Annotated in this window: 19 protein-coding genes and 1 tRNA gene; 14 read left to right on the top strand and 6 right to left on the bottom strand. The window is 56.3% G+C overall.

The genetic code is table 11. From position 1 onward, the window contains the following. Positions 1–25: 25 nt before the first annotated feature. Positions 26–1,774, bottom strand: a complete 1,749-nt coding sequence (locus HF327_RS14890) for a methyl-accepting chemotaxis protein (RefSeq protein ID WP_198460918.1) — start codon at positions 1,772–1,774, stop codon at positions 26–28. Positions 1,775–2,076: 302 nt separating this feature from the next. On the opposite strand from HF327_RS14890, the gene prfB reads away from it, so the two are divergent. The 4 genes from prfB (at position 2,077) to HF327_RS14870 (ending at position 7,132) form a co-directional block, all read left to right on the top strand. Then, positions 2,077–3,181, top strand: a protein-coding gene (gene prfB / locus HF327_RS14885; RefSeq protein ID WP_198460917.1) for a peptide chain release factor 2 whose coding sequence is annotated in 2 segments (ribosomal slippage) — positions 2,077–2,157 and positions 2,159–3,181 — 1,104 coding nt in all. Because the reading frame shifts where the segments join, the coding sequence is not laid out codon by codon here. Between the two features lie 18 nt (positions 3,182–3,199). Beyond that, entirely contained in the window at positions 3,200–5,920 is a 2,721-nt protein-coding gene (pepN, locus tag HF327_RS14880; RefSeq protein ID WP_198460916.1) for an aminopeptidase N, read from the top strand. Between the two features lie 101 nt (positions 5,921–6,021). After that, the gene (locus tag HF327_RS14875; RefSeq protein WP_198460915.1) at positions 6,022–7,044 is read left to right on the top strand and encodes a class 1 fructose-bisphosphatase; all 1,023 of its coding nucleotides are present in this window, start codon (positions 6,022–6,024) and stop codon (positions 7,042–7,044) included. A gap of 12 nt (positions 7,045–7,056) precedes the next feature. Next, positions 7,057–7,132 (top strand) — tRNA-Thr (locus tag HF327_RS14870). Between the two features lie 165 nt (positions 7,133–7,297). Here the strand turns inward: HF327_RS14870 and HF327_RS14865 are convergent. Next, a complete protein-coding gene (locus tag HF327_RS14865; protein ID WP_198460914.1) occupies positions 7,298–7,906 on the bottom strand; it encodes a hypothetical protein in 609 nt (202 codons plus the stop codon). A gap of 988 nt (positions 7,907–8,894) precedes the next feature. On the opposite strand from HF327_RS14865, the gene HF327_RS14860 reads away from it, so the two are divergent. Further along, entirely contained in the window at positions 8,895–9,479 is a 585-nt protein-coding gene (locus tag HF327_RS14860; protein ID WP_198460913.1) for a hypothetical protein, read from the top strand. After that, complete coding sequence (locus tag HF327_RS14855; protein WP_198460912.1) at positions 9,476–9,736, top strand: NUMOD3 domain-containing DNA-binding protein; 261 nt, start codon at positions 9,476–9,478, stop codon at positions 9,734–9,736. Before HF327_RS14860 ends, HF327_RS14855 begins: the two co-directional genes overlap by 4 nt. 131 nt (positions 9,737–9,867) lie before the next feature. On the opposite strand, the gene HF327_RS14850 is transcribed toward HF327_RS14855, so the two are convergent. After that, a complete protein-coding gene (locus HF327_RS14850; protein WP_198460911.1) occupies positions 9,868–11,046 on the bottom strand; it encodes a tyrosine-type recombinase/integrase in 1,179 nt (392 codons plus the stop codon). Positions 11,047–11,666: 620 nt separating this feature from the next. On the opposite strand from HF327_RS14850, the gene HF327_RS14845 reads away from it, so the two are divergent. Together HF327_RS14845 and HF327_RS14840 are read left to right on the top strand one after the other, a co-directional pair. Beyond that, positions 11,667–12,170: a hypothetical protein gene (locus HF327_RS14845; protein WP_198460910.1), complete on the top strand. Its 504-nt coding sequence runs from the start codon at positions 11,667–11,669 to the stop codon at positions 12,168–12,170. 3 nt (positions 12,171–12,173) lie between these two features. Then, entirely contained in the window at positions 12,174–12,674 is a 501-nt protein-coding gene (locus tag HF327_RS14840; RefSeq protein WP_198460909.1) for a hypothetical protein, read from the top strand. Here the strand turns inward: HF327_RS14840 and HF327_RS14835 are convergent. Further along, positions 12,671–12,961, bottom strand: a complete 291-nt coding sequence (locus tag HF327_RS14835; RefSeq protein ID WP_198460908.1) for a helix-turn-helix domain-containing protein — start codon at positions 12,959–12,961, stop codon at positions 12,671–12,673. The two genes, HF327_RS14840 and HF327_RS14835, sit on opposite strands and share 4 nt — an antisense overlap. A gap of 124 nt (positions 12,962–13,085) precedes the next feature. On the opposite strand from HF327_RS14835, the gene HF327_RS14830 reads away from it, so the two are divergent. From HF327_RS14830 to HF327_RS14820, 3 genes are read left to right on the top strand one after another with little or no spacing between them, the layout of a single operon-like run. Next, positions 13,086–13,667, top strand: a complete 582-nt coding sequence (locus HF327_RS14830; RefSeq protein ID WP_198460907.1) for a hypothetical protein — start codon at positions 13,086–13,088, stop codon at positions 13,665–13,667. A gap of 52 nt (positions 13,668–13,719) precedes the next feature. Further along, positions 13,720–14,010: a hypothetical protein gene (locus HF327_RS14825; protein WP_198460906.1), complete on the top strand. Its 291-nt coding sequence runs from the start codon at positions 13,720–13,722 to the stop codon at positions 14,008–14,010. Beyond that, positions 14,007–14,804 (top strand): hypothetical protein, encoded by a 798-nt coding sequence (locus HF327_RS14820; protein WP_198460905.1) that lies wholly within the window; start codon positions 14,007–14,009, stop codon positions 14,802–14,804. Before HF327_RS14825 ends, HF327_RS14820 begins: the two co-directional genes overlap by 4 nt. A gap of 97 nt (positions 14,805–14,901) precedes the next feature. Here the strand turns inward: HF327_RS14820 and HF327_RS14815 are convergent, their stop codons facing one another. Next, the gene (locus tag HF327_RS14815) at positions 14,902–15,783 is read right to left on the bottom strand and encodes a Cfr10I/Bse634I family restriction endonuclease (RefSeq protein ID WP_198460904.1); all 882 of its coding nucleotides are present in this window, start codon (positions 15,781–15,783) and stop codon (positions 14,902–14,904) included. Between the two features lie 125 nt (positions 15,784–15,908). Then, on the bottom strand, positions 15,909–16,118 hold the full coding sequence (locus HF327_RS14810) for a helix-turn-helix domain-containing protein (RefSeq protein ID WP_328701859.1): 210 nt from the start codon (positions 16,116–16,118) through the stop codon (positions 15,909–15,911). 105 nt (positions 16,119–16,223) lie between these two features. On the opposite strand from HF327_RS14810, the gene HF327_RS14805 reads away from it, so the two are divergent. The 3 genes from HF327_RS14805 (at position 16,224) to HF327_RS14795 (ending at position 19,556) form a co-directional block, all read left to right on the top strand. After that, entirely contained in the window at positions 16,224–17,510 is a 1,287-nt protein-coding gene (locus tag HF327_RS14805; RefSeq protein WP_198460902.1) for a DNA cytosine methyltransferase, read from the top strand. A gap of 28 nt (positions 17,511–17,538) precedes the next feature. Next, positions 17,539–18,918 carry a DUF6035 family protein gene (locus HF327_RS14800; RefSeq protein WP_198460901.1) on the top strand — a complete coding sequence of 460 codons (1,380 nt, stop codon included), beginning with the start codon at positions 17,539–17,541 and terminating at the stop codon, positions 18,916–18,918. Positions 18,919–19,196: 278 nt separating this feature from the next. Further along, positions 19,197–19,556 carry a hypothetical protein gene (locus HF327_RS14795; RefSeq protein ID WP_236024209.1) on the top strand — a complete coding sequence of 120 codons (360 nt, stop codon included), beginning with the start codon at positions 19,197–19,199 and terminating at the stop codon, positions 19,554–19,556. Positions 19,557–19,655: the final 99 nt, after the last annotated feature.

Here is a 19,655-nt window from a genome sequence, read left to right as displayed (position 1 = left end):
GATTCGCAAGCCCTCGGCTCCGGCCTTAAAAAGTCTCCCATTCATCGTCACCCGCCACAGTGCTGACAGGTTTGGGTTTGGCAACAGGCTTGCTGGCGGACAACGCCACAGGGCTGGCTGTCGCTTTACCAGCAGGCTTGATAGCAGGCCGGGCCTTAGCAGATGCCGTCACTCGCACGGGTGCTTGACGAAAATGGGCAGCCGGTGCCAGAGCCGGAATCGCCTGAGTATCGAGCTTGAAGAAGCTCACGGTCTCGGCCAGTGCGGCAGCCTGTCCGCGCAAGGCGTCCGTCGCTGCAGCGGCTTCTTCCACCAGCGCGGCATTCTGCTGAGTCATCTGGTCCATCTGCGTGACGGCCTGCGTCACCTGCTCAATGCCCGAAGTCTGCTGGTGGCTGGCCACCGAGATCTCACCCATGATGTCGGTGACACGGCGCACGCTCATCACGATTTCATCCATGGTTCTGCCCGCCTCACCGACCTGATTGCCGCCCTCTTGCACCTTGGCGACAGAGTCATCAATGAGCTGCTTGATCTGCTTGGCGGCCTCTGCCGAGCGCTGGGCCAGCGTACGCACTTCAGACGCCACCACAGCAAAACCGCGCCCCTGATCGCCTGCACGAGCAGCCTCCACCGCCGCATTCAGCGCCAGGATATTGGTCTGAAAGGCGATGGAGTCAATCACGCCAATGATGTCCACAATCTTGCGCGACGAATCATTGATGGCAGACATGGTCTGCACCACCTGCGCCACCGTGGCACCACCGCGCACGGCGACCTGCGATGCAGCGGCGGCCAGCTGGTTGGCCTGCTGGGCGTTGCCCGCGTTTTGCTGCACGGTAGAGGTCAGCTCTTCCATGGAAGCCGCAGTCTGCTCCAGCGAGCTGGCCTGCTCTTCAGTACGCGAGGACAAATCTTGATTGCCGCTGGCAATCTGACTGCTGGCCGAGGCGATGGAGTCCGTGCCCTGACGCACCTGACCCACGATACGCTGCAAGCTGGTGTTCATATCCTTGAGCGCCTGCAGCAGCTGGCCGATTTCATCCTTGCTTTGCACTGTGATCTGGCCGCTGAGATCACCCTTCGCCACAGACTGCGCCAACTCCACTGCAGATTCCAGCGGCCGCGAGATGGAACGCGCAATCAGCACGGCCAGAGTCACACCCGTGACCATGGCGCCCAGCAGCAACGCGATGACCCACCAGCGGGCAGCGCCATACAAATCGTCGCCCGCCTGATTGGCGGCTTCGGTGGCCTGCGCATTGATCTCAGCCAGCTCATCAATCTGAGCGTTAATGCGGAGAACGATCTTGAGCGCATCACCACGCAAAATCTCGCCGGCGTCGTCACTGAGCAACTGGTGCGAATACTGCACCACCTTGGCCGTCTGCTGCGCATAGCTCTGCAACTGCTTGCCCACATCAGCCAGCAGCGCGCGTTCTTTATCGGTCTTGATGTACTTGGCGTAATCCTGCTGGTTCTTCAGCAGCTCACTCCATAGCTTGGGCATGCTTTTGTCATACTCCGCCATTTCCTCGGTCGTCTGCGCAATTACATGCTGCATGGTCTGCGAGCGGTAGCGCTGCAGCTGGTAGCGCATGTCCTGCAAGGTGCGCGCAGCGGGCAGCCACTGGCGAGTCAGATCGGTGGCCGTGGCATTGACGCGCTCCATCTGAACCAGCCCGTACAGGCCAGATACCGCGCTGATCAGCAAGATAAACACAAAAGACACCAGCAGCTTATGAGCCAGCTTGAGATTGCGAAAGAATGTCATGAGGGGGAGGGGTAAGAGATCGACGACCAGTGAGGCCGGATACCGGCAGGCGCAGAGACAGGCAGTGAAACCATTCAGAAAAGACGCCTTCAACAAGGCTTTGAGAATTCTATGCAGGATTTGTTACCCAAGGTAACGGCACTCATGAATAAAAGTGATGCAGCTGTTACAAACGCTGCAGACCCTGAAAATGCCGCACGAATGGCGCTGTAAAAACCCTCTCAAAGGCCATTGCATCGCCGCAGCTCCTTGGCATGAGAAAATCAGCAGTTATTTATCAACAAGAACACTACGGATTCACCATGGAAGCAGAACGCGTCAACTCTATCGGCAACACCCTCCAAGATCTGTCCGAGCGCACGGCAGATCTCCGGAGGTATCTTTGACTACGATGCTAAATACGAACGCCTGCGCACAGTAAACGCCTCGCTGGAAGACCCTGCCGTCTGGAACGATCCCAAAAAGGCACAGGAGCTGGGCAAGGAAAAGAAGTCGCTCGACAACGTCGTGCTGACACTGGAAAAGCTCACCGCCGAGCTGGCGGACAACGCCGAGTTGTTCGAGATGAGCAAGGAAGAAGGCGATGACGCCGGCCTTGAAACCATCGAAGCCGAAACCGCCAAGCTCAAGCCGCTGATCGAAGAACTCGAATTCCGCCGCATGTTTGGTGGCGAGGCCGATCCGCTGAACTGCTTCATCGACATCCAGGCCGGGGCCGGTGGTACCGAAGCCTGTGACTGGGCCAGCATGCTGCTGCGTCAGTACCTGAAGTACGCCGAACGCAAGGGCTTCAAGGCGACAGTCGAAGAAGAGACTCCGGGCGATGTGGCCGGCATCAAGAGCGCGACCATCAAGATTGAAGGCGAGTACGCCTATGGCCTGCTGCGCACTGAAACCGGCGTGCACCGCCTGGTGCGCAAGAGCCCGTTCGACTCGTCCGGCGGCCGCCACACCAGCTTCTCGTCGCTGTTTGTCTACCCCGAGATTGATGACTCCATCGAGATCAACATCAATCCGTCTGACGTGCGTACCGATACCTACCGTGCCTCTGGCGCTGGTGGTCAGCACATCAACAAGACCGACTCTGCCGTGCGCCTGACACACATGCCCACAGGCATCGTGGTGCAGTGCCAGGATGGCCGCTCGCAGCACAGCAACCGCGATGTGGCATGGCAACGCCTGCGCTCGCGTCTGTATGACTACGAGATGCGCAAGCGCCAAGAAGAGCAGCAAAAGCTCGAAGACACCAAGACCGATGTGGGCTGGGGTCATCAAATCCGCTCCTATGTGCTGGACAACAGCCGCATCAAGGACTTGCGCACCAACGTCGAAGTCTCGGCCACCCAGAAGGTGCTGGACGGCGATCTGGATGTGTTTATCGAAGCCTCGCTCAAGCAAGGCCTCTGATCCTCGAAAGGAATCGATATGCTGCAACTGCGTGACGGGCAAGCCCCGGCCACCGCTATCTACCGCGCCGACTACGAGGCTCCGGCCTGGTGGATCGACACGGTGGATCTGACTTTTGATCTGGACCCTGCCAAGACGCGCGTGCTGAGCAAGATGCGCGTGCGCCGCAACCCCGATGTGACGGCCCAGCCTCTGCGCCTGGATGGTGACGAGCTGAATCTGGCCCGTGTCATGGTCAATGGTGGTGGAACCTCGTTCAAGATGGATGGCGACCAACTGGTGCTGGAGAACCTGCCCGAAGGCCATGAGCCTGTGGAGCTGGAGATTTTCACCACCTGCTGCCCGGCCAAGAACACCAAGCTCATGGGCTTGTATGTGAGCGAGGACACGTTCTTCACGCAGTGCGAAGCAGAAGGTTTCCGCCGTATCACCTACTTCCTGGACCGCCCTGATGTCATGGCCATGTACACCGTCACACTGCGCGCCAGCAAGGCCCAGTACCCGGTGCTGCTGTCCAACGGCAATCTGGTGGAGTCCGGCGATCTGGAAGACGGCCGCCACTTTGCCAAGTGGGTCGATCCGCACAAAAAGCCCAGCTACCTGTTTGCACTGGTCGCAGGCAACCTCGTCGCCCGCGAGCAAAAGATCAAGAGCCGCGCGGGCAACGAGCACCTGCTGCAGGTCTTTGTGCGCCCCGGCGACCTGGAAAAGACCGAGCACGCCATGAACTCGCTCATGCACTCTGTGGCATGGGATGAGGCGCGCTTTGGCCTGAGCCTTGATCTGGACCGTTTCATGATCGTTGCCACCAGCGACTTCAACATGGGCGCCATGGAGAACAAGGGCCTGAACATCTTCAACACGAAGTATGTTCTTGCCAGCCAGGCTACGGCCACCGATACCGACTACGCCAATATCGAGTCCGTCGTCGGACACGAATACTTCCATAACTGGACGGGTAACCGCGTCACCTGCCGCGACTGGTTCCAGCTCTCGCTCAAGGAAGGCCTCACGGTCTTCCGCGATCAGGAATTCAGCATGGACATGGCGGGTGCCGCATCGGCCCGGGCCGTCAAGCGTATTGACGATGTACGCGTGCTGCGTACCGTGCAGTTCCCCGAAGATGCCGGCCCCATGGCTCACCCCGTGCGCCCCGACAGCTATATCGAGATCAACAACTTCTACACGGTCACGATCTACGAAAAAGGGGCTGAAGTCGTGCGCATGCAGCACAACCTGGTGGGCCGCGAAGGCTTTGCCAAGGGCATGAAGCTGTACTTCGAGCGCCATGACGGCCAAGCGGTAACTTGCGACGATTTCTCGCAAGCTATTGCCGATGCCAACCCCGAATCGGCCCTGGCCGAGAATCTGCAGCAGTTCCGCCGCTGGTATAGCCAGGCCGGCACTCCCGTGCTCAAGGCCGTGGGCCAGTACGACGCTGCCGCGCAGACCTACACGCTGACGCTATCGCAAAGCTGCGCCCCCACCGTGGGCCAGAGCGAAAAGCTGCCTTTTGTCATTCCCGTGCAGATGGGGCTGCTCACGGCTGCCGGTCAAGCCATTGCGCTGCAACTACAAAGCGAGGAAGCCGCTCAAGGCACCAGTCGCATGCTAGTGCTGACCGAAGCCGAACAAAGCTTTGTCTTCGCCAACGTGCCAGAAGCCCCTGTGCCCTCACTGCTGCGCAGCTTCAGCGCCCCCGTGGTACTGGACTGCGAATTCAGCGATGCCGATTTGCTGACCCTGCTGGCACACGACAGCGACCCATTCAACCAATGGGAAGCCAGCCAGCGTCTGGGCCTGCGCTACGCTCTCAAGTTCATAGCAGCCTCCGCAGATACAGAAAGTGCTAACGACCAATTTGGCACTGAAATTCTGCCTGCAGATTTTGTCCAGGCCATGCGCCGCGTGCTGCAAGACGACAAGCTGGACGCCGCGTTCAAGGACCTGGTGCTCACGCTCCCATCCGAGAGCTACATCGCTGAGCAACTGGCCGAGGTCGACCCGCAACGCGTGCACACCGTGCGCGAAGCCATGATCTTGCAACTGGCCTCCTCGCTGCTACCTGCATGGGAAGCTGCATGGGAATCCAACCGCGACACCGGTGCCTACACGCCTGACCATGTCAGCGCAGGCCGCCGCGCCCTCGCCGGTCGCGCGCTCTCCATGTTGTGCCTGAACGCTGTCCAGACTGGTGACACCATCTGGCCCGGCAAGGCTTACCAACGCTGCAAAGATGCAGGCAATATGACCGACCGCATGGCCGCTCTGGCTGCTCTGGTCTACAGCGCAAGCCCCTTGGCAGAGCAGGCACTGCAGCGCTTCCACGCGCTGTTCAAGAACGATGCACTGGTGCTGGACAAATGGTTTGCCCTTCAAGGTGCGGCCAGCGACCGCGGCGGCAATGTGCTGCCCGCTGTTCAGGCGCTGATGAAGCACCCTGACTTCCAGATCAAGAACCCTAACCGCGCACGCAGCCTGATCTTCAGCTACTGCAACAACGCGGGTGCCTTTCACCGCGCCGACGCCGCCGGCTATGCCTTCTGGGCCGATCGCGTGATCGAGATTGACGGCTTCAACCCACAAGTTGCCGCCCGTCTCACCCGCGTGATGGACCGCTGGAAAAAGCTGCCCGAGCCCTACCGCGCCGCAGCCCGCACAGCCCTTGAGCGCGTAGCCGCCAAGACCGACCTGTCCAACGATGTGCGCGAGGTGATTACCCGCGCGCTGGCGGACTGACCAGCCCCCCTGAGGCGCTTCGCGCCAGGGGAGCCGAAATGCAGATCATCAGCAGATGCAGTCCCCATCAAGCATCTGCTCGTATTTTTAGGAGTTGAACCATGAAAAAGAACATCAGCCTGACCCGCTACCTGGTCGAGCAGCAACGCGTGGACGGCCTCATCCCCGGCCAACTGCGCCTGCTGCTGGAAGTGGTAGCCCGCGCCTGCAAGCGCATCAGCTTTGCCGTGAACAAGGGCGAACTCGGTGACGTCATGGGTACGGCCGGTAGCGAAAACGTGCAAGGTGAAGTGCAGAAGAAGCTGGACATCATCGCCAACGAAACACTGATCGAAGCCAACGAATGGGGCGGCCACCTGGCAGCCATGGCCTCGGAAGAAATGGAAGGCATCTACGTGGTGCCCAACCGTTATCCCCAGGGCGAATACCTGCTGATGTTTGATCCACTGGACGGCTCGTCCAACATCGACATCAATATGTCGATTGGCACCATCTTCAGCGTACTCAAGAAGCCTGAAGGCCACCCCGGCGTTCACGAAAGCGACTTCTTCCAGCCCGGAACTCAGCAAGTAGCCGCAGGTTACTGCATTTATGGCCCCCAGACCACACTGGTGCTGACCGTGGGCGACGGCGTTGCCATGTTTACGCTGGACCGCGAGCAAGGTTCCTTCCTACTGGTCGAAGAGAACGTCACAATCCCAGAAGACACCAAGGAGTTCGCCATCAATATGTCAAACATGCGCCACTGGGACGAACCCGTGAAGCGCTATGTGGACGAAGTGCTGGCCGGCAAGGAAGGTCCACGCCAGAAGGACTTCAACATGCGTTGGGTCGCCGCCATGGTCGCTGACGTGCACCGCATCCTGTGCCGCGGCGGCGTCTTCATGTACCCCTGGGACAAGCGCGAGCCGCTCAAACCCGGCAAACTGCGCCTGATGTACGAAGCCAACCCGATGAGCTGGCTGATCGAACAAGCCGGTGGCATGGCCACCAATGGTCGTGAACGCATTCTGGATATCAAGCCTACCCAGCTCCACGAACGCGTCAGCGTCGTTCTCGGCTCCAAGAACGAAGTCGAACGCATAACCCGCTATCACCTGGAAGCGGACGAAAAAGCGCTATAATTTTCGACTAACGCCGGTGTAGCTCAGTCGGTAGAGCAGCTCATTCGTAATGAGAAGGTCGGGTGTTCGATTCATCTCTCCGGCACCAAAATCCCAATAAAATCAACAAGTTAAAAGCCGCCCAGTGCGGCTTTTTGCTTTTCTGGCACTGTGCCAGTGGCACAGTGGGGTGCCGTAAGCCTGCACTCGGGCAGGCTTACGGCACCGAGTCTCTGCACGCACCAGCATGGGGCACCGGCATGCACAGTAGACCTCATCCTTCAAACGCAAGGCCTGCGTGTGCCACGGCGGCATGCCAACTGGTGTACCGACCACCTGCCATAAAAGGGCCCTGCAGGCGAGCCACGGGGTGTTTGGTCATGTAGTTCGCCAACTCCGCAGTTTTGTAACTCGTGGGCGGACGCAGCAGCCATGCCAGCCCTAGCGACGGCCACAGGTCGGGAGACGGCAATTGAATTTTCATGCAGGCACTTTGTGCATGCATAAAAACTTCGATCTCCTCGGAGTTTGAGTGTGGACTGACTTCAAATGACCCGACGCCCTCGATTACAAAAGCGATCTGACTGTCTCGGCGAAAGCCGGGCTCCTGCCAGAGCATCTTGTGGGTGATTTGAGTCGCCGCAACTGCATGCTGGATCATGCCTTGTGGGTCATGCTCGGAGCAGTAGAGTACAAAAGGTGTTCTGCCGACTGTCCATTCCATGGAGGTGCCGAAGTCCTGCTGAGAGTTGTCGTCGCTTTTGCGTAGCAGTTGCGAAATCCCCTGAACAGAGAGTGGCAGCCTCGGCTGGCGGGGGCTTGTGCTGGAGAGGGGAGGGACTTTGACCTCTTGGGACTTGCGGGCGATAGGCGTCTTGTTCATAAATCAATTCCTTTGCGTGTTGCGGTTCTATTGCCGGGTGACGCTTGTTGCTGGGCAATGGAAGGAATTGCTCCTCCGACTGGATCACGCTCACAACAAAACTCGTCATCCGCTGCTAGGCAGTGGTTGATAAGTACCGGATCGAGCACCATGCTCAATCGGTTAGACAAAGCACTCGGCGGGTTGCTACCCGGAGGCCTTGTTGTTTGAAGTAAGAGTGAGAGTCGAAGTCAATGAACGAGAGAAAATCCCTCGCGGCGAACGCCATGCCAGAACGGCACGGGCTCTATCGCAATCAGAGCAATTGCGACCACGCGCCAAGATGAAGGAGAGTTCCACCGTGGATTGCGTGGGCATATCCTATCAAAACAGTCGTCGTGCTGTCGCAGTCCACATGTTGCGCACGCGGCCAGCAATGTATGAAACGTGTCCGTCCCTCTGGGGCGCTGTTGATGTCGGCTATCAGAGGGACGATGTGGGTGTTTGCGGTGGCCTCGTGGTTGTTGATGTTGATGACCGAAAGGCGTATCGGCACATGGCATTGCATTCGCTGTGTGATTCGTGGATACTCTTAGCCTCTAACCACAGACCGGGCGTCGGCGGAAATCGACGTGCAGAGGTTCACACCCTGCAGTGAAGCCAGCAGCAGCTGACAACTTCGCCCCACGACGGCTTGACCAGAGCGTCAAGCACAGATGCAGCGATCTCATCGCTGGCTGAGAGACCCAAGTCCTTCGGGACTATCTGCTCAGCGCCGGTTGGCCATGATTTATCTGTTTGGTACGCGCAGCAATAGCCGGAACATCGTTCTGGGTATTTATTCGCGCCTACCCCAAGCACGATATTCCGGCATTCGACGCTTAGGGCCTTCCACGGTTCGAGTCTGACCCAGGACATTTTGGCCACGCATCGCCTATCACGACGGCGATGCAGTGATTCCCCATGTCCAGGACGCTCAGCGAGCGTCCAACACCATCGAGGTTAGACCATGAACACCTATATCAAAGGCTTCACGTTCATCATTGAGAAGAATAAAGTTTTTATCGAGGCGACGGCCTTGGATCAAACCGGCGCCGCACTCGGGCCCGGCCTTATCTCCATCGAAGCGCCATGTCTTAGATCGGTCGCGGCATGCAGCGACTACGGCGATACGCTTCTTGAATTCAAGAAAATGGGAAACCTCTCCCCGAGCAACCAGGACATTCGAGAACTCCGCACCACCAAGGCCTACGAATGCCACTTCTGGATGCATGAGACTCGGCAATGGAAGGAGGCTCTTCTGCGCCCACAGTTTGAAGGCTGCCCGCGGTCTGCGACATCGGTTTCCCCCATTTTGCTGGTGGACGTAGCTGATGGCAGGCCTAGCTTCCAAAGTGTTCCGATCAGTGAGGCGCTTATCTTGAGTCTTTGCGGCGAGGCATGGAAGCAAAACGCAAACATCATCTATGTAGCAGAGGGCCTTCGGGCGCCACTCTTCAAAGCTGATGAGTATGAAACTGCAATGGACGAAATTCTCAGGCTTCGCCGGGATGACATGATTTCAACGCTGTTCCCTCAAACAGTGAAGCCATGAAAAAGTACTCCATCAAGGCACTGAACTCGCTCCTTGCTGACGGTGCCGACTTGTATCTGTCTGACGCAGAAATCAACAAGGCGACGGGCATCTGGAGGCGCACACAGCAGCAAATGGGTATCCCCCTCGCGCCTGAAACTCGACACAAGATCAGCGAAGCACTTAAAGACCGCCACCTCTCAGCAGAGACCAAGGCCAAGATCTCGGCATCCTTGAAGAAGCGGCATCAGTCGCATCCCAAGGTATCAGTAGCGTGAGGGCGCCATGGGTTGCACTCGCAACTTGTCGTGGCACAGCGACGAGGGAGGCTGATCTCACTCGTCGCTTTGTTTGCTGCGTCATGGTGGCTCAGTAAGACATGCATCGGCGACGCCTTGCTCAGATACGTTTAATCGCTGCCCGAGTCCGGTTTGTCGTGATGCGCTGGTCGTCCTGTCGCCGATGATGGAGGCGCATCGCTAGGGTCACCAAGCCGAGATTGGTTCATCCGCGACAGCACCCCGGTGATGTGGGCTTTGCTGAGGTGGGCATAGCGTTTGACCATCTGCAAGTCTTTGTGCCCCAGCACTTCCGCGATTTCGGGGCCAGTGGCACCTTCCATGGCCAGATAGCTGGCAGTGGTGTGTCTCAAGTCGTGGAAACGGAAGTTCTCGATCTTGGCGCGTTTCAAGGCAGTTTCCCAGGACTTGCGCAGCTCGACTGGCTTGTCTTTCTTGGTACTACTGGGGAACAAGAGCAGTCCGCTGTTGACCCTGCCATCGTTGGTTTTCATGTGAGCTTGCCTCAGTGCGTCCAAGGCACTTTGACCGCTGCCCGTCAGTGGTACGCCACGACGCTCGCCGTTCTTGGTTTCCTCAAGAACTGCTAGGCTGCACTGGCCCCGTTCGTCGAGCAGAACGTCCCGCCAGCGCAGATTCATGATTTCGCTGTAGCGCATGCCAGTGGCGATGGCAACTTCCAGCACGGCGGCGAGGTATCTGTTCTCCGACAGGGCTGTGGCAGTGCGCAGGCGGCCCAGTTCGTCGGTGGTCAGGTAGCGTACGCGCCCGTTGGCAACCTTGGGCTTTTTGACCTTGGCCATGGGCGACTCAGGCAGCCATTCCCATTCTTTGACCGCTACATTGAAGGCGTGCGACAGCACCGCCAAGTAGCGGACTGCGGTTGCCGGAGCCAACTTCTTTGGTTTGATCTTTCCGAACGTGGTGGCCAGGAGTTCGTCCCGGTACTTGCCGATGATCGCCGGCGTGATGTCCGCCAGGCTGTACCGGCCAATCCTGTCGATCCACCACTGCAATTGCTGGCCTTGGTCACGAATCCGCTTCGGCTTGAGCGGGGTCAGTACGCGATCGCGGTAGGTTTCCAGCATCTCCTTGACGGTGTGGCGCTGGGCAACGGCGTGAGGCATGTAGCGACCTTCGCGCAGCTCCGTTTCAACGCGCTGAGCCCATTGTTTGGCAATGGACTTGCTGTCGAAGGTCTGCGTCTGAGGCGGAAAGCCCTTCAGGCGAATCTGGACGTGGTAACTTTTTTTGCCGGAGGCGTCGATGCGTTCTCGAATGCTTGCCATGTGTTTTTCCCTTCACGCGTGTGAGTTCAGGGGACATGGCGTGCGACGAATTCGACGATCCTGCTTATTCCTGGCCCTGCATGTGCGTTGTGCCATGAGTGTGCCAAGCAATAAAAAAGCGCCACGGAGGTGGCGCTTAAGTTGTTGATGCTGATGAGTTTTTTCAGGTGGTGAGCAGTGCATTACGAATGAGCTGCTCTACCGACTGAGCTACACCGGCACTACCCACAAAACTGCGTTCTGCAGAGCCTCGTATTCTATCGCCAAAACTTCCGAAACGGAAGCCAAACGCTAGCCTGCGACAAGAGATTGAACAGCAAGGATGTCTGATCCGTCCACCGCGCTGCCGCCACCCCACCCCTCCGGTCATTTCTAGACCATCAATCTGGCGAAGTCAGCAACCAGTTGATCCTTTGCTGCGAAAGCGATTAGCTTAAAAAAGCCACCGCGACAAAACCCGATGTTGTCGGCACGCGGCTGGCTGTGCACGCGGCACTCCCTCTCAGTCTCTGCGGATCAGCAGAGCAATCTCACACCCCATTCTTGTTCTGAGGCTCGGTCATCGACTGGGTTGGCTTTGCCGTGCGCGTCATTTTCAACCTACGCACAGGAGCGCCTTCATGGCCACCACACCCACCACATCGACCCCATTTCAACCCGTATTCAAGCGAGTCGCCCAGCAAGACCGGCATGACGACACCTTCGCCGCCATTGCCACCCTGACCGGCAAGACGCTGGACTCGATCATGCGACAAGCAGAGACCATGGGATTGCCCAAGACTGGCCCGTACTTTCCGTGGATTGACGGCGACATGATCGCCAAGCTGCTCGCCGCTCACGGACTTGTCGCCACTGTTTGGAAAGAATGTTCCAAGGGCTATGCCGATTTGCCGGAAGTCGCCTTGGTCATGGTGTCCTACGACGCCGATTGGGAAGTGGGCCGCTGTGCGGTCTACCACCGCAACACGGCCAGCGACGGCAAGACTGCGCAACCTTACGTCGTTGACCCGTACCCCCATGCTGACAGCCGATTGCATCTGCGTGTCGGCATGGCGGATTTGGCTGGGTTACCCCCGGCGTGGTTCATCGGCGTGACGCAGATGCAAAAGCAGGTCGGGAAGTAAGCCATGCGCGGGCCTTACCTGTTTCCCACGCTGCAAGGCCAGACGGTTAAGGCGCTGCGCATCTGTGACCCCGCATCGAACGACCTGCTGATTCGGAAACAGTCGGGGCACGCGCACTTTGGTGCCATTGCCCTGGAGTGCGAGCGCCATGCTTTGCTGTGCTATTGCCCCATGCGCTACTTGCTGTATCCCCATGGCAGCGTCTTCGGTTGCTTCGGAGGTGCGCAAGCGGCATTACAGTTCCGGGCCAGCGCATGCGAAGTCTGCGACCTGGAGGATTGGCTACCCATCACCGCAGGCGCACACTGGTCACATCACTTCGACCAGGAACTGCCGATGCGAGGGGATGTGCTGGTGGAGCCGCCTCAATTAGTCCGGGACAGTCAGACCATTGAGTGGCAGTTGGAGTTGCGTTTTTCGACTGGCCGGTGTTTCCGTCTCTCGCAGGTCGACGAGTGCAACCGCCTCCTGCTCGCTCCAGTCGAAGTCAGCAGCGTGGTCTAACGTTTGCCCTTGCGCGTAGGCAAATCCTGTACCAGATCAGCCACTGGCAGCCCCAGCCCACCAGCCAGCCGCCAGACGTTGTACAGGCTCAAGTTGCGCTCACCGCGCTCCACAGCACCAACGTAGTTTTCATGCAGGTCAGCTTTCTCGGCCAGCATTTCCAGCGTCAATTGCCGCTCAGTGCGGAACTCCCGTACTCGCTTCCCAAACGCAGCCTGCACCCGGTCGCGTTCCTTGGCGAACTGCGGTTCGAGGGGTTGGGGCCTGTTGACGACAACACGAGACATGCCCTGAAGTCTCGATTTCGACCCACTATAAGTCCACAAACTATCAGTTTGTTTCTGGCAAACTTGCGCATTCACCAAACGGATAGTGTTTCTTGATTCATTCACCCACAGAGGAGGTTCATTCGTGTCCAAGCGTTCAGAAAAAGAAGCCCGTAACAATGACAATCTGGTTTCGCAGTTCTTCCCCGTCTTGGCGGTGACGGCGCTGCTGTCGTACTTCCAGTACCGCAAGCTCAAGAAGCAGTACTTGGCGAACCCGCAAGCCAAACGCATTGATGATCTGATGGCGCATACGCCCATCCTGATTGTGGCGACGTTCGGCATCCTGCTGGTGCTTGCCGGGGTGTACAGCCTTGCCATGTGGACGTTCAAGGGCCACGCTGGCTACGCGCCGGTTGTTGCCGTGGCTGCCTACGCCGGGTGGCTGGTCACAAAGCGGTTACTCAATGCCCAGTCGGCTTGCTTGCTGGGCGTGGTGGTGGACTACCAGGCTGGAACGCTCACTTTTCCGACACTCCACCCTGCCTTGACCACGGTGGCGCTGGCGCAGGTCGCGCAGATGACGCGCGAGGACGGCAACAAACTGCACATCGCCGGGGAGTTTGGCTCCAACACGCTGACCTTTAGCAACAAGCGTTTGCGGGATGAATGCATCTACCTGTTGAAGTCCGGTACGGCCGCCAAGATGCCCGCCGAAATGGAGTAGCCCGCTGTCGCGGCAATGTGAAATTTTTATTAACCTCAGAAAGAAAAGAACCATGAACCGATTCATCACCACAGTTGCTTTGGCTGTCGTCACTCTTCCGGCGTTATCGGCGCCTACCGTTCAAACGCTGACAGGCGTGGTCAAGGGCGGCACGGCAGACAGTTGCCTGAATGTCGGTGCAGGCAAGAACGAAAAGTGCTACTCCTTTGGCTCCAGGTCTTCCATTGCAAAGAAGCTCTTTGCCGCCTGTAAGGAGGACGATGCATGCACGGTCACGGGGCGGTTCGATGATGACAAAGAACAGCTGGTGTCGGTGGAGAAAGCCGTGAAGGTCAAGCCATGACTCGGTTTTCGGGTCGCACATCTTTGGTGATAGCAATTCTGACTCTGTCGATAGGAACTGCCACGGCGCAAGGCGTACCCAAACACCTCCAGCTGGCCCGTGATTTCGTGACCAACACCAAGCAGGAGAACAACGAGTACTCAAATACTCAGGTGATGGTGCGCATGCCCGGTGAAAAAGGAGCAACGGATTACATTGTTCACACCGACTGCACTGGCTTTGTGGAATCCATGCTCCGGCGCACCAAGAGTGGTGTGCTGGAACAAATGCAGTCCATGAAGTTCAAGACCCGGCACAGCATCTATGACTACCACCCCAGCATCGAAAAGGGTGAAGCCTTCGAGCGCATCACCAAGGTCACGGACTTGAAGCCGGGCGACGTGGTGGCGTGGCTGTATGTGAACACGAAGGGGCACACTGCCGCCGGGCACATCCTGTTCGTGGACGAAGCTCCGGTCAAAGTCAAATCCCGCTTGCCCTATGCCTGGAACAGCACTCAGTACGAGGTGCGTATCATCGACACCTCACAGGAGGCCAAGAGTCGGGACGACACTCGCTATGTCAGCGATGCAGGGCTACGCGATGAGAACGAAGCCCGCGGCAAGGAAAACGGCACCATCGCCAGCCCAAACTTTAAAGGTGTTGGGCGCGGCACGATCCGCTTCTACGCTGACGACACCACAGGCGAGATCAAGGGTGTTGCGTACAACATCGACAGTGCCAAGTTCCATGCTCAGGGGATGGATTGGAATATTGTGATGGGGCGGCCGAAGATAGCGACAACTGCCCACTGAGATAGTCATGCCCAGATGAATAGCGACAAGAAGGAGCTTACTGACATCAGGTGCAGATATTGCCCCAAAAATCTCGCGGATCACCGCGCTTTAGTGACTAAAGGGGAAACAATGGCAAATCATCCAAGATGGACTGCGCACTTGCACGTGGATGCGTAGCCAAATACAGAACATCAACTGCTTTTGTCGGGGTACCACCTCTAATAAGCGAAATCAGCGAGGCAGCCCTGTAGTGTCCTTCAACATCCGCTCCAGCAAAGGAATTCAGATGGGCATAAAAGCGAAAGGCTGCTCCACGCAGAACATTCTCAATCAAATATTTGAGAACGTTGGCTTCAAAAAGAGGCTGATAAAGCCGATCACTTCTTGTAGTTCTCTTGACTGCCACCGCAAATAGAAAGCCGGTTGCCTCGATCCTGTCTTCCAAAAGTTTGTGGGCATCCTCCAGCAGCAGTTGATCTGCCTCTCCGAGGCTGGCAACTGGCTGCATAAATATTTGCAATTCTGCCGGTAGTGGGTGAGGCAATCTCACGCCGACAATATCAGGCGAAGATAAGCCCAGCTCCATTCCACGAAGCTTCAACGCATGTTCATGGGCCTGGATACTACCTCTTACCTCTGGCCGAAACAGTTTGGTTGCATCGTATCCCCTAGGCAGCTTTACGATTGCAACCTTTCGGGTTGGCGTCGGCACAGAACCAGCCGGACATGTGAAGGCAGTAGAGATCCAATCTCCGCTATCCATGTATTTATTCCAAGCGGATGCAGCACTCCAGAAGGCACCAGCCTCCAGTAACTCGAAAACGTCACCCTCGACCTTGGCAATTGCTGAACTTTTAACGTCAAACGCAGAACCAAAAAGCAAATTCCCAGCGGCCAGCGCGTTATTTCGGAAAGTCCCTAGATACTCCTCGAAGGATCGATTGGGCTCAGGATCACTCTCCGCACCCGGCAGAAATTCTCCGAATGTGCATTGCATCGCCGTTTGCTGCCGGAATCTGAATTTTGTATCACGCCCTGGTACGGGGTTTTGTCTACGGTCCTCAAAGCAGACACCGTGAGGACATGTTGGGCACACAGCCGCATGCTGGAAGTCATAAGGCACTACTCGTTCTCCCTTTCGGCACTGAGTTCTCGGGCAGTTGCAAATACGACATCCAGTCCGACGCCAAGGGAGGCAGCGATGCGCTCCATGACATCCAAGGTCGGATTGCGCACGCCACGCTCAACACCACTGATGTACGTTCGATCAATCACAGCACGAGCGGCCAACTCTTCTTGACTCAGGCGAAGAAGTTGGCGATGTCGTCGCACCGCAAGACCAAAAAAGCTGGATAATTTCACAGCTCTACTGTACAAAGATGAAGACTATCATCCCACGGACTATGAGTCACATTTTGAATTTTTAAGAGCAAATTTATGCCTAGCTCTCTGCTTATGAGTCACGAAATTCCGCCGGTTAGCAACCCGGCCCCAACAGCCGTTTCGCTCTTCTCTGGGTGTGGGGGGTTCTGCGAAGGGATCGAACAGTCGGGCTTTGACGTGAAAGTTGCCGTTGAACTCGATAGGTTTGCATGCCAAACCTATCGTCACAACTTCCCTAAGACCCCCCTCTTCGACCAAGATGTCCATGGATTTCTTGAACGCGACAACGACCACATTGAGCGGTACAAACTTGAGAGGATTGACCTCGTTTTTGGCGGACCACCGTGTCAAGGGTTTAGTCAGATCGGCGCAAGGCGACCTGACGACGAGCGAAATGAGCTCTACAAGCAGTATTCAAGAGTTGTACAAACCCTGCGTCCACGCGTCTTCCTAATGGAAAACGTCCCAAATCTCGCGTTGATGAATAAGGGGCAATTCAAAAAACTTATATTGGAAGAATTTGCTGAGCTTGGATACAGCAATACGATAATGCTGCGAGTGTCATCCGACGATTACGGCGTGCCTCAAACCCGGCAACGGGTAATCTTTATCGGAACTCGCGACGAAGATAAATTTCCATTTGACTTGGAAGCATATTGCAATGCGACTTTGGCGGGGCTGCGAGTAGATCGCGCAGTAACTGTAGGCGAGGCACTCGGTGACCTGCCTAGCGAAATCGTACATAGCGGGGAGGTAATGCCATACACCAAGACCCGCAAGCCCAATGCATTTCAAAAGGACATGCGTCTCGACTATGACGGTTCACACTACTCCAAAGCCGACAAACGGAAACGTGGCTTGGGGCGCGATCCGATGCAACTCCACAACCATCACACGAAGGAGATTCAGGAGCGACGTGCACATCTGATATCACTGCTGGAGCCAGGAAAGAAGGCAGATAGTTTGCCAAAAGAAATTTGGGATAACAAACGACCTGAAAAATGGCGTCGCTTACACCCAGACAAACCATCGCATACCATCTTGGCACAAATGCACCGAGATATGAGTGAATGGATTCATCCCAATCTGAATCGCTGGATTACGGTGCGTGAGGCCGCTCGCCTTCAATCCTTTCATGATGGATTTATCTTTGTTGGTAGCGAGTGGCAACAACTCAAACAGATCGGTAATGCAGTTCCGCCGCTAATGGCTTGCGCACTGGGCAAACTAGCCCATGAGATTCTGTCAACGCTGAATGAGCGTCCGGCAAGGACAACGCGCAGCCGCACAACTTCCCGTCGCGTATTGGGTCAACGAGACGTACAAGCTGAAGTCGCCTAGCTCCGAATTACAGTCAAGAAGTTTATCTGTGTCGTACGCGGTCAAAGATCCAAAAATATCCGTGGTGATGGATATGCTGAACGGTTCAGTTGTATCTGCGAACCAGGCTATTGGCTCTAAGTACGATGCAGCGATACGCCTGCGAACTGAACTGTACGAGAGCGTCGCATCAGGTGCACCGAAATACACCTGCCCGTTATGTGGTGTCGGCCTCTATCTGAATTGCATGCATTTTGAGCGTAAGTTTTACTTCAAACACTCGACAGAAAATGAAGGTTGTCCGATTCAAACGCGCAATCTATTGTCGCAAGAACAGATTGATGCGATTCGGTACAACGGAGCAAAAGAGAGCCAGTTGCACAAGCAAATGAAGGAGTGGATTCGCCAGTGTTTGGTCGCTGACAACAAATTCAGCGAAGTCGTGGTGGAGGGGCGCTGGAAGGGAAGGTTGACCTCTGAATATCGTCGCCCCGATATTCGTGCAACGTATCGAGGATTACCTGTTGCGTTTGAAGTGCAATTGTCGTCCACGTATCTGAACGTGATTGCGGAACGACGAATGTTCTATCAGCAAGAAGGCGCACTGCTGTTTTGGATTTTCGCAAACTTCGATGAAGGTATGCGTAAGCTCACGCAAGATGACGTTTTCTACAACAATAATCAGAATGCATTTCTGGTGAATGCTGAAACCGTGCGTGCATCTGGCGAAAGGGGCCAGTTTGTACTCAAGTGCATATGGCGCGAACCCCTGACGGGACAGGAAGTGTCAGACCTGCAACAGCAATTGATTGGGTTCGACCAGCTTACCTTGAGCCAGGCAAAACAACAGTCGTATTTCTATGATTTTTACGGCGAACGCGAAAAAATCATGCGGGCGGAAGCAGCCTCACTCTACATAATAGAACAACAACGGATTGCAGAATACAAAGCTCGCCAAGACCGACGGTATTCAGAAGTTCGCGCAAATTTTCATCATCAATGGTGCAATTGGGTTGGTCACTCCATTCTGGATTTAGATGAATGGACAGATTTAGCGGCAGAAATGGATGAATTGGGACAGTTCATTCCAGAGCACCCGGGAATGTTGCCCAGTAAAATTATCAATGCGCTTTTCTCATTGAAGTTTGGGTATCCCTTTGGGTGGGCTTACAAAAATTTGATCGAAGTTGCTCACATAGTACTTCCCGGCAGAGACCGAGAAAAGATGAATCCATACCTTGAACACTTCTGGACAGGTGTCAGAGTGTTTCAACGTGCAGACGACATCCGCGAGGATGACCAGTCAGGCAAATGGAAGGCGAAGGTTGCCCAACATCGGGCACTCATCAAGCAAGGCATAAAGCCGCCAGTTGGGGACTCTCGGTATCACGGCCTTATTAAGTTCATATTCCCAGAACTTACCGTCTAGCAATATGTTGTGCTGGAGTAAAACAACCGAATGGGTTGTCCCCCAAGTAAAAATTTGCCTGCATCCCGCGCAAAGTTTCATCGAACTGGACAACCGAAGCTACCGATGGCTACAGTGATGGCACGGCACCGCCAGCCACGCTGGCAGCGGTAGGCCGCGCCGCGTGAGTCGCGGGCACATTCAATTCATCCAAACCAAAAGGCTACGGCATACGTCGTGGCCTTTTGTCGTTTCTGGCGTCGCGCTCATGCGGCTGAACCCCAACAAGGAAATCAGCCATGAAGACCGAACCTCTACCCCCGATGCCGGGCACCACGCTTGACCACCTTCGCCCCGACCAGATTTGCGACGAACCGCCAGCTTTGTTTTCGCTGGGTAATGTCGTTGCCACCCCTGCGGCACTGGCACTGATTCAAAAACACGGCGTCTCCGTGCCGCAACTGCTGAATCGCCATCAAACGGGTGACTGGCAGGAACTGTGCGCCGAAGATCGCAACGTGAATTGGCGGGCAGCCTTTGGCTGCGAGCGCGTCCTAAGCGCATTCAACATCGGGAGCAAAGATCATCCCGTCAGGCTTTGGATCATCACGGAATGGGACAGGTCGGTAACAACTATCTTGCGGCCACAGGATTACTGACCATGGCATCGGAACCCATCACCACACGGCCATCACGTGACCTGCTGTTGCAACTGCCCTTGCTGCCGACCACCCCAGACCATCGCATCGACTACGACG

The organism is Comamonas suwonensis (assembly GCF_012844455.2).
GTDB classification, from domain to species: Bacteria; Pseudomonadota; Gammaproteobacteria; order Burkholderiales; family Burkholderiaceae_C; genus Comamonas; species Comamonas suwonensis.
This window is presented reverse-complemented; position numbering and strand designations above follow the sequence as displayed.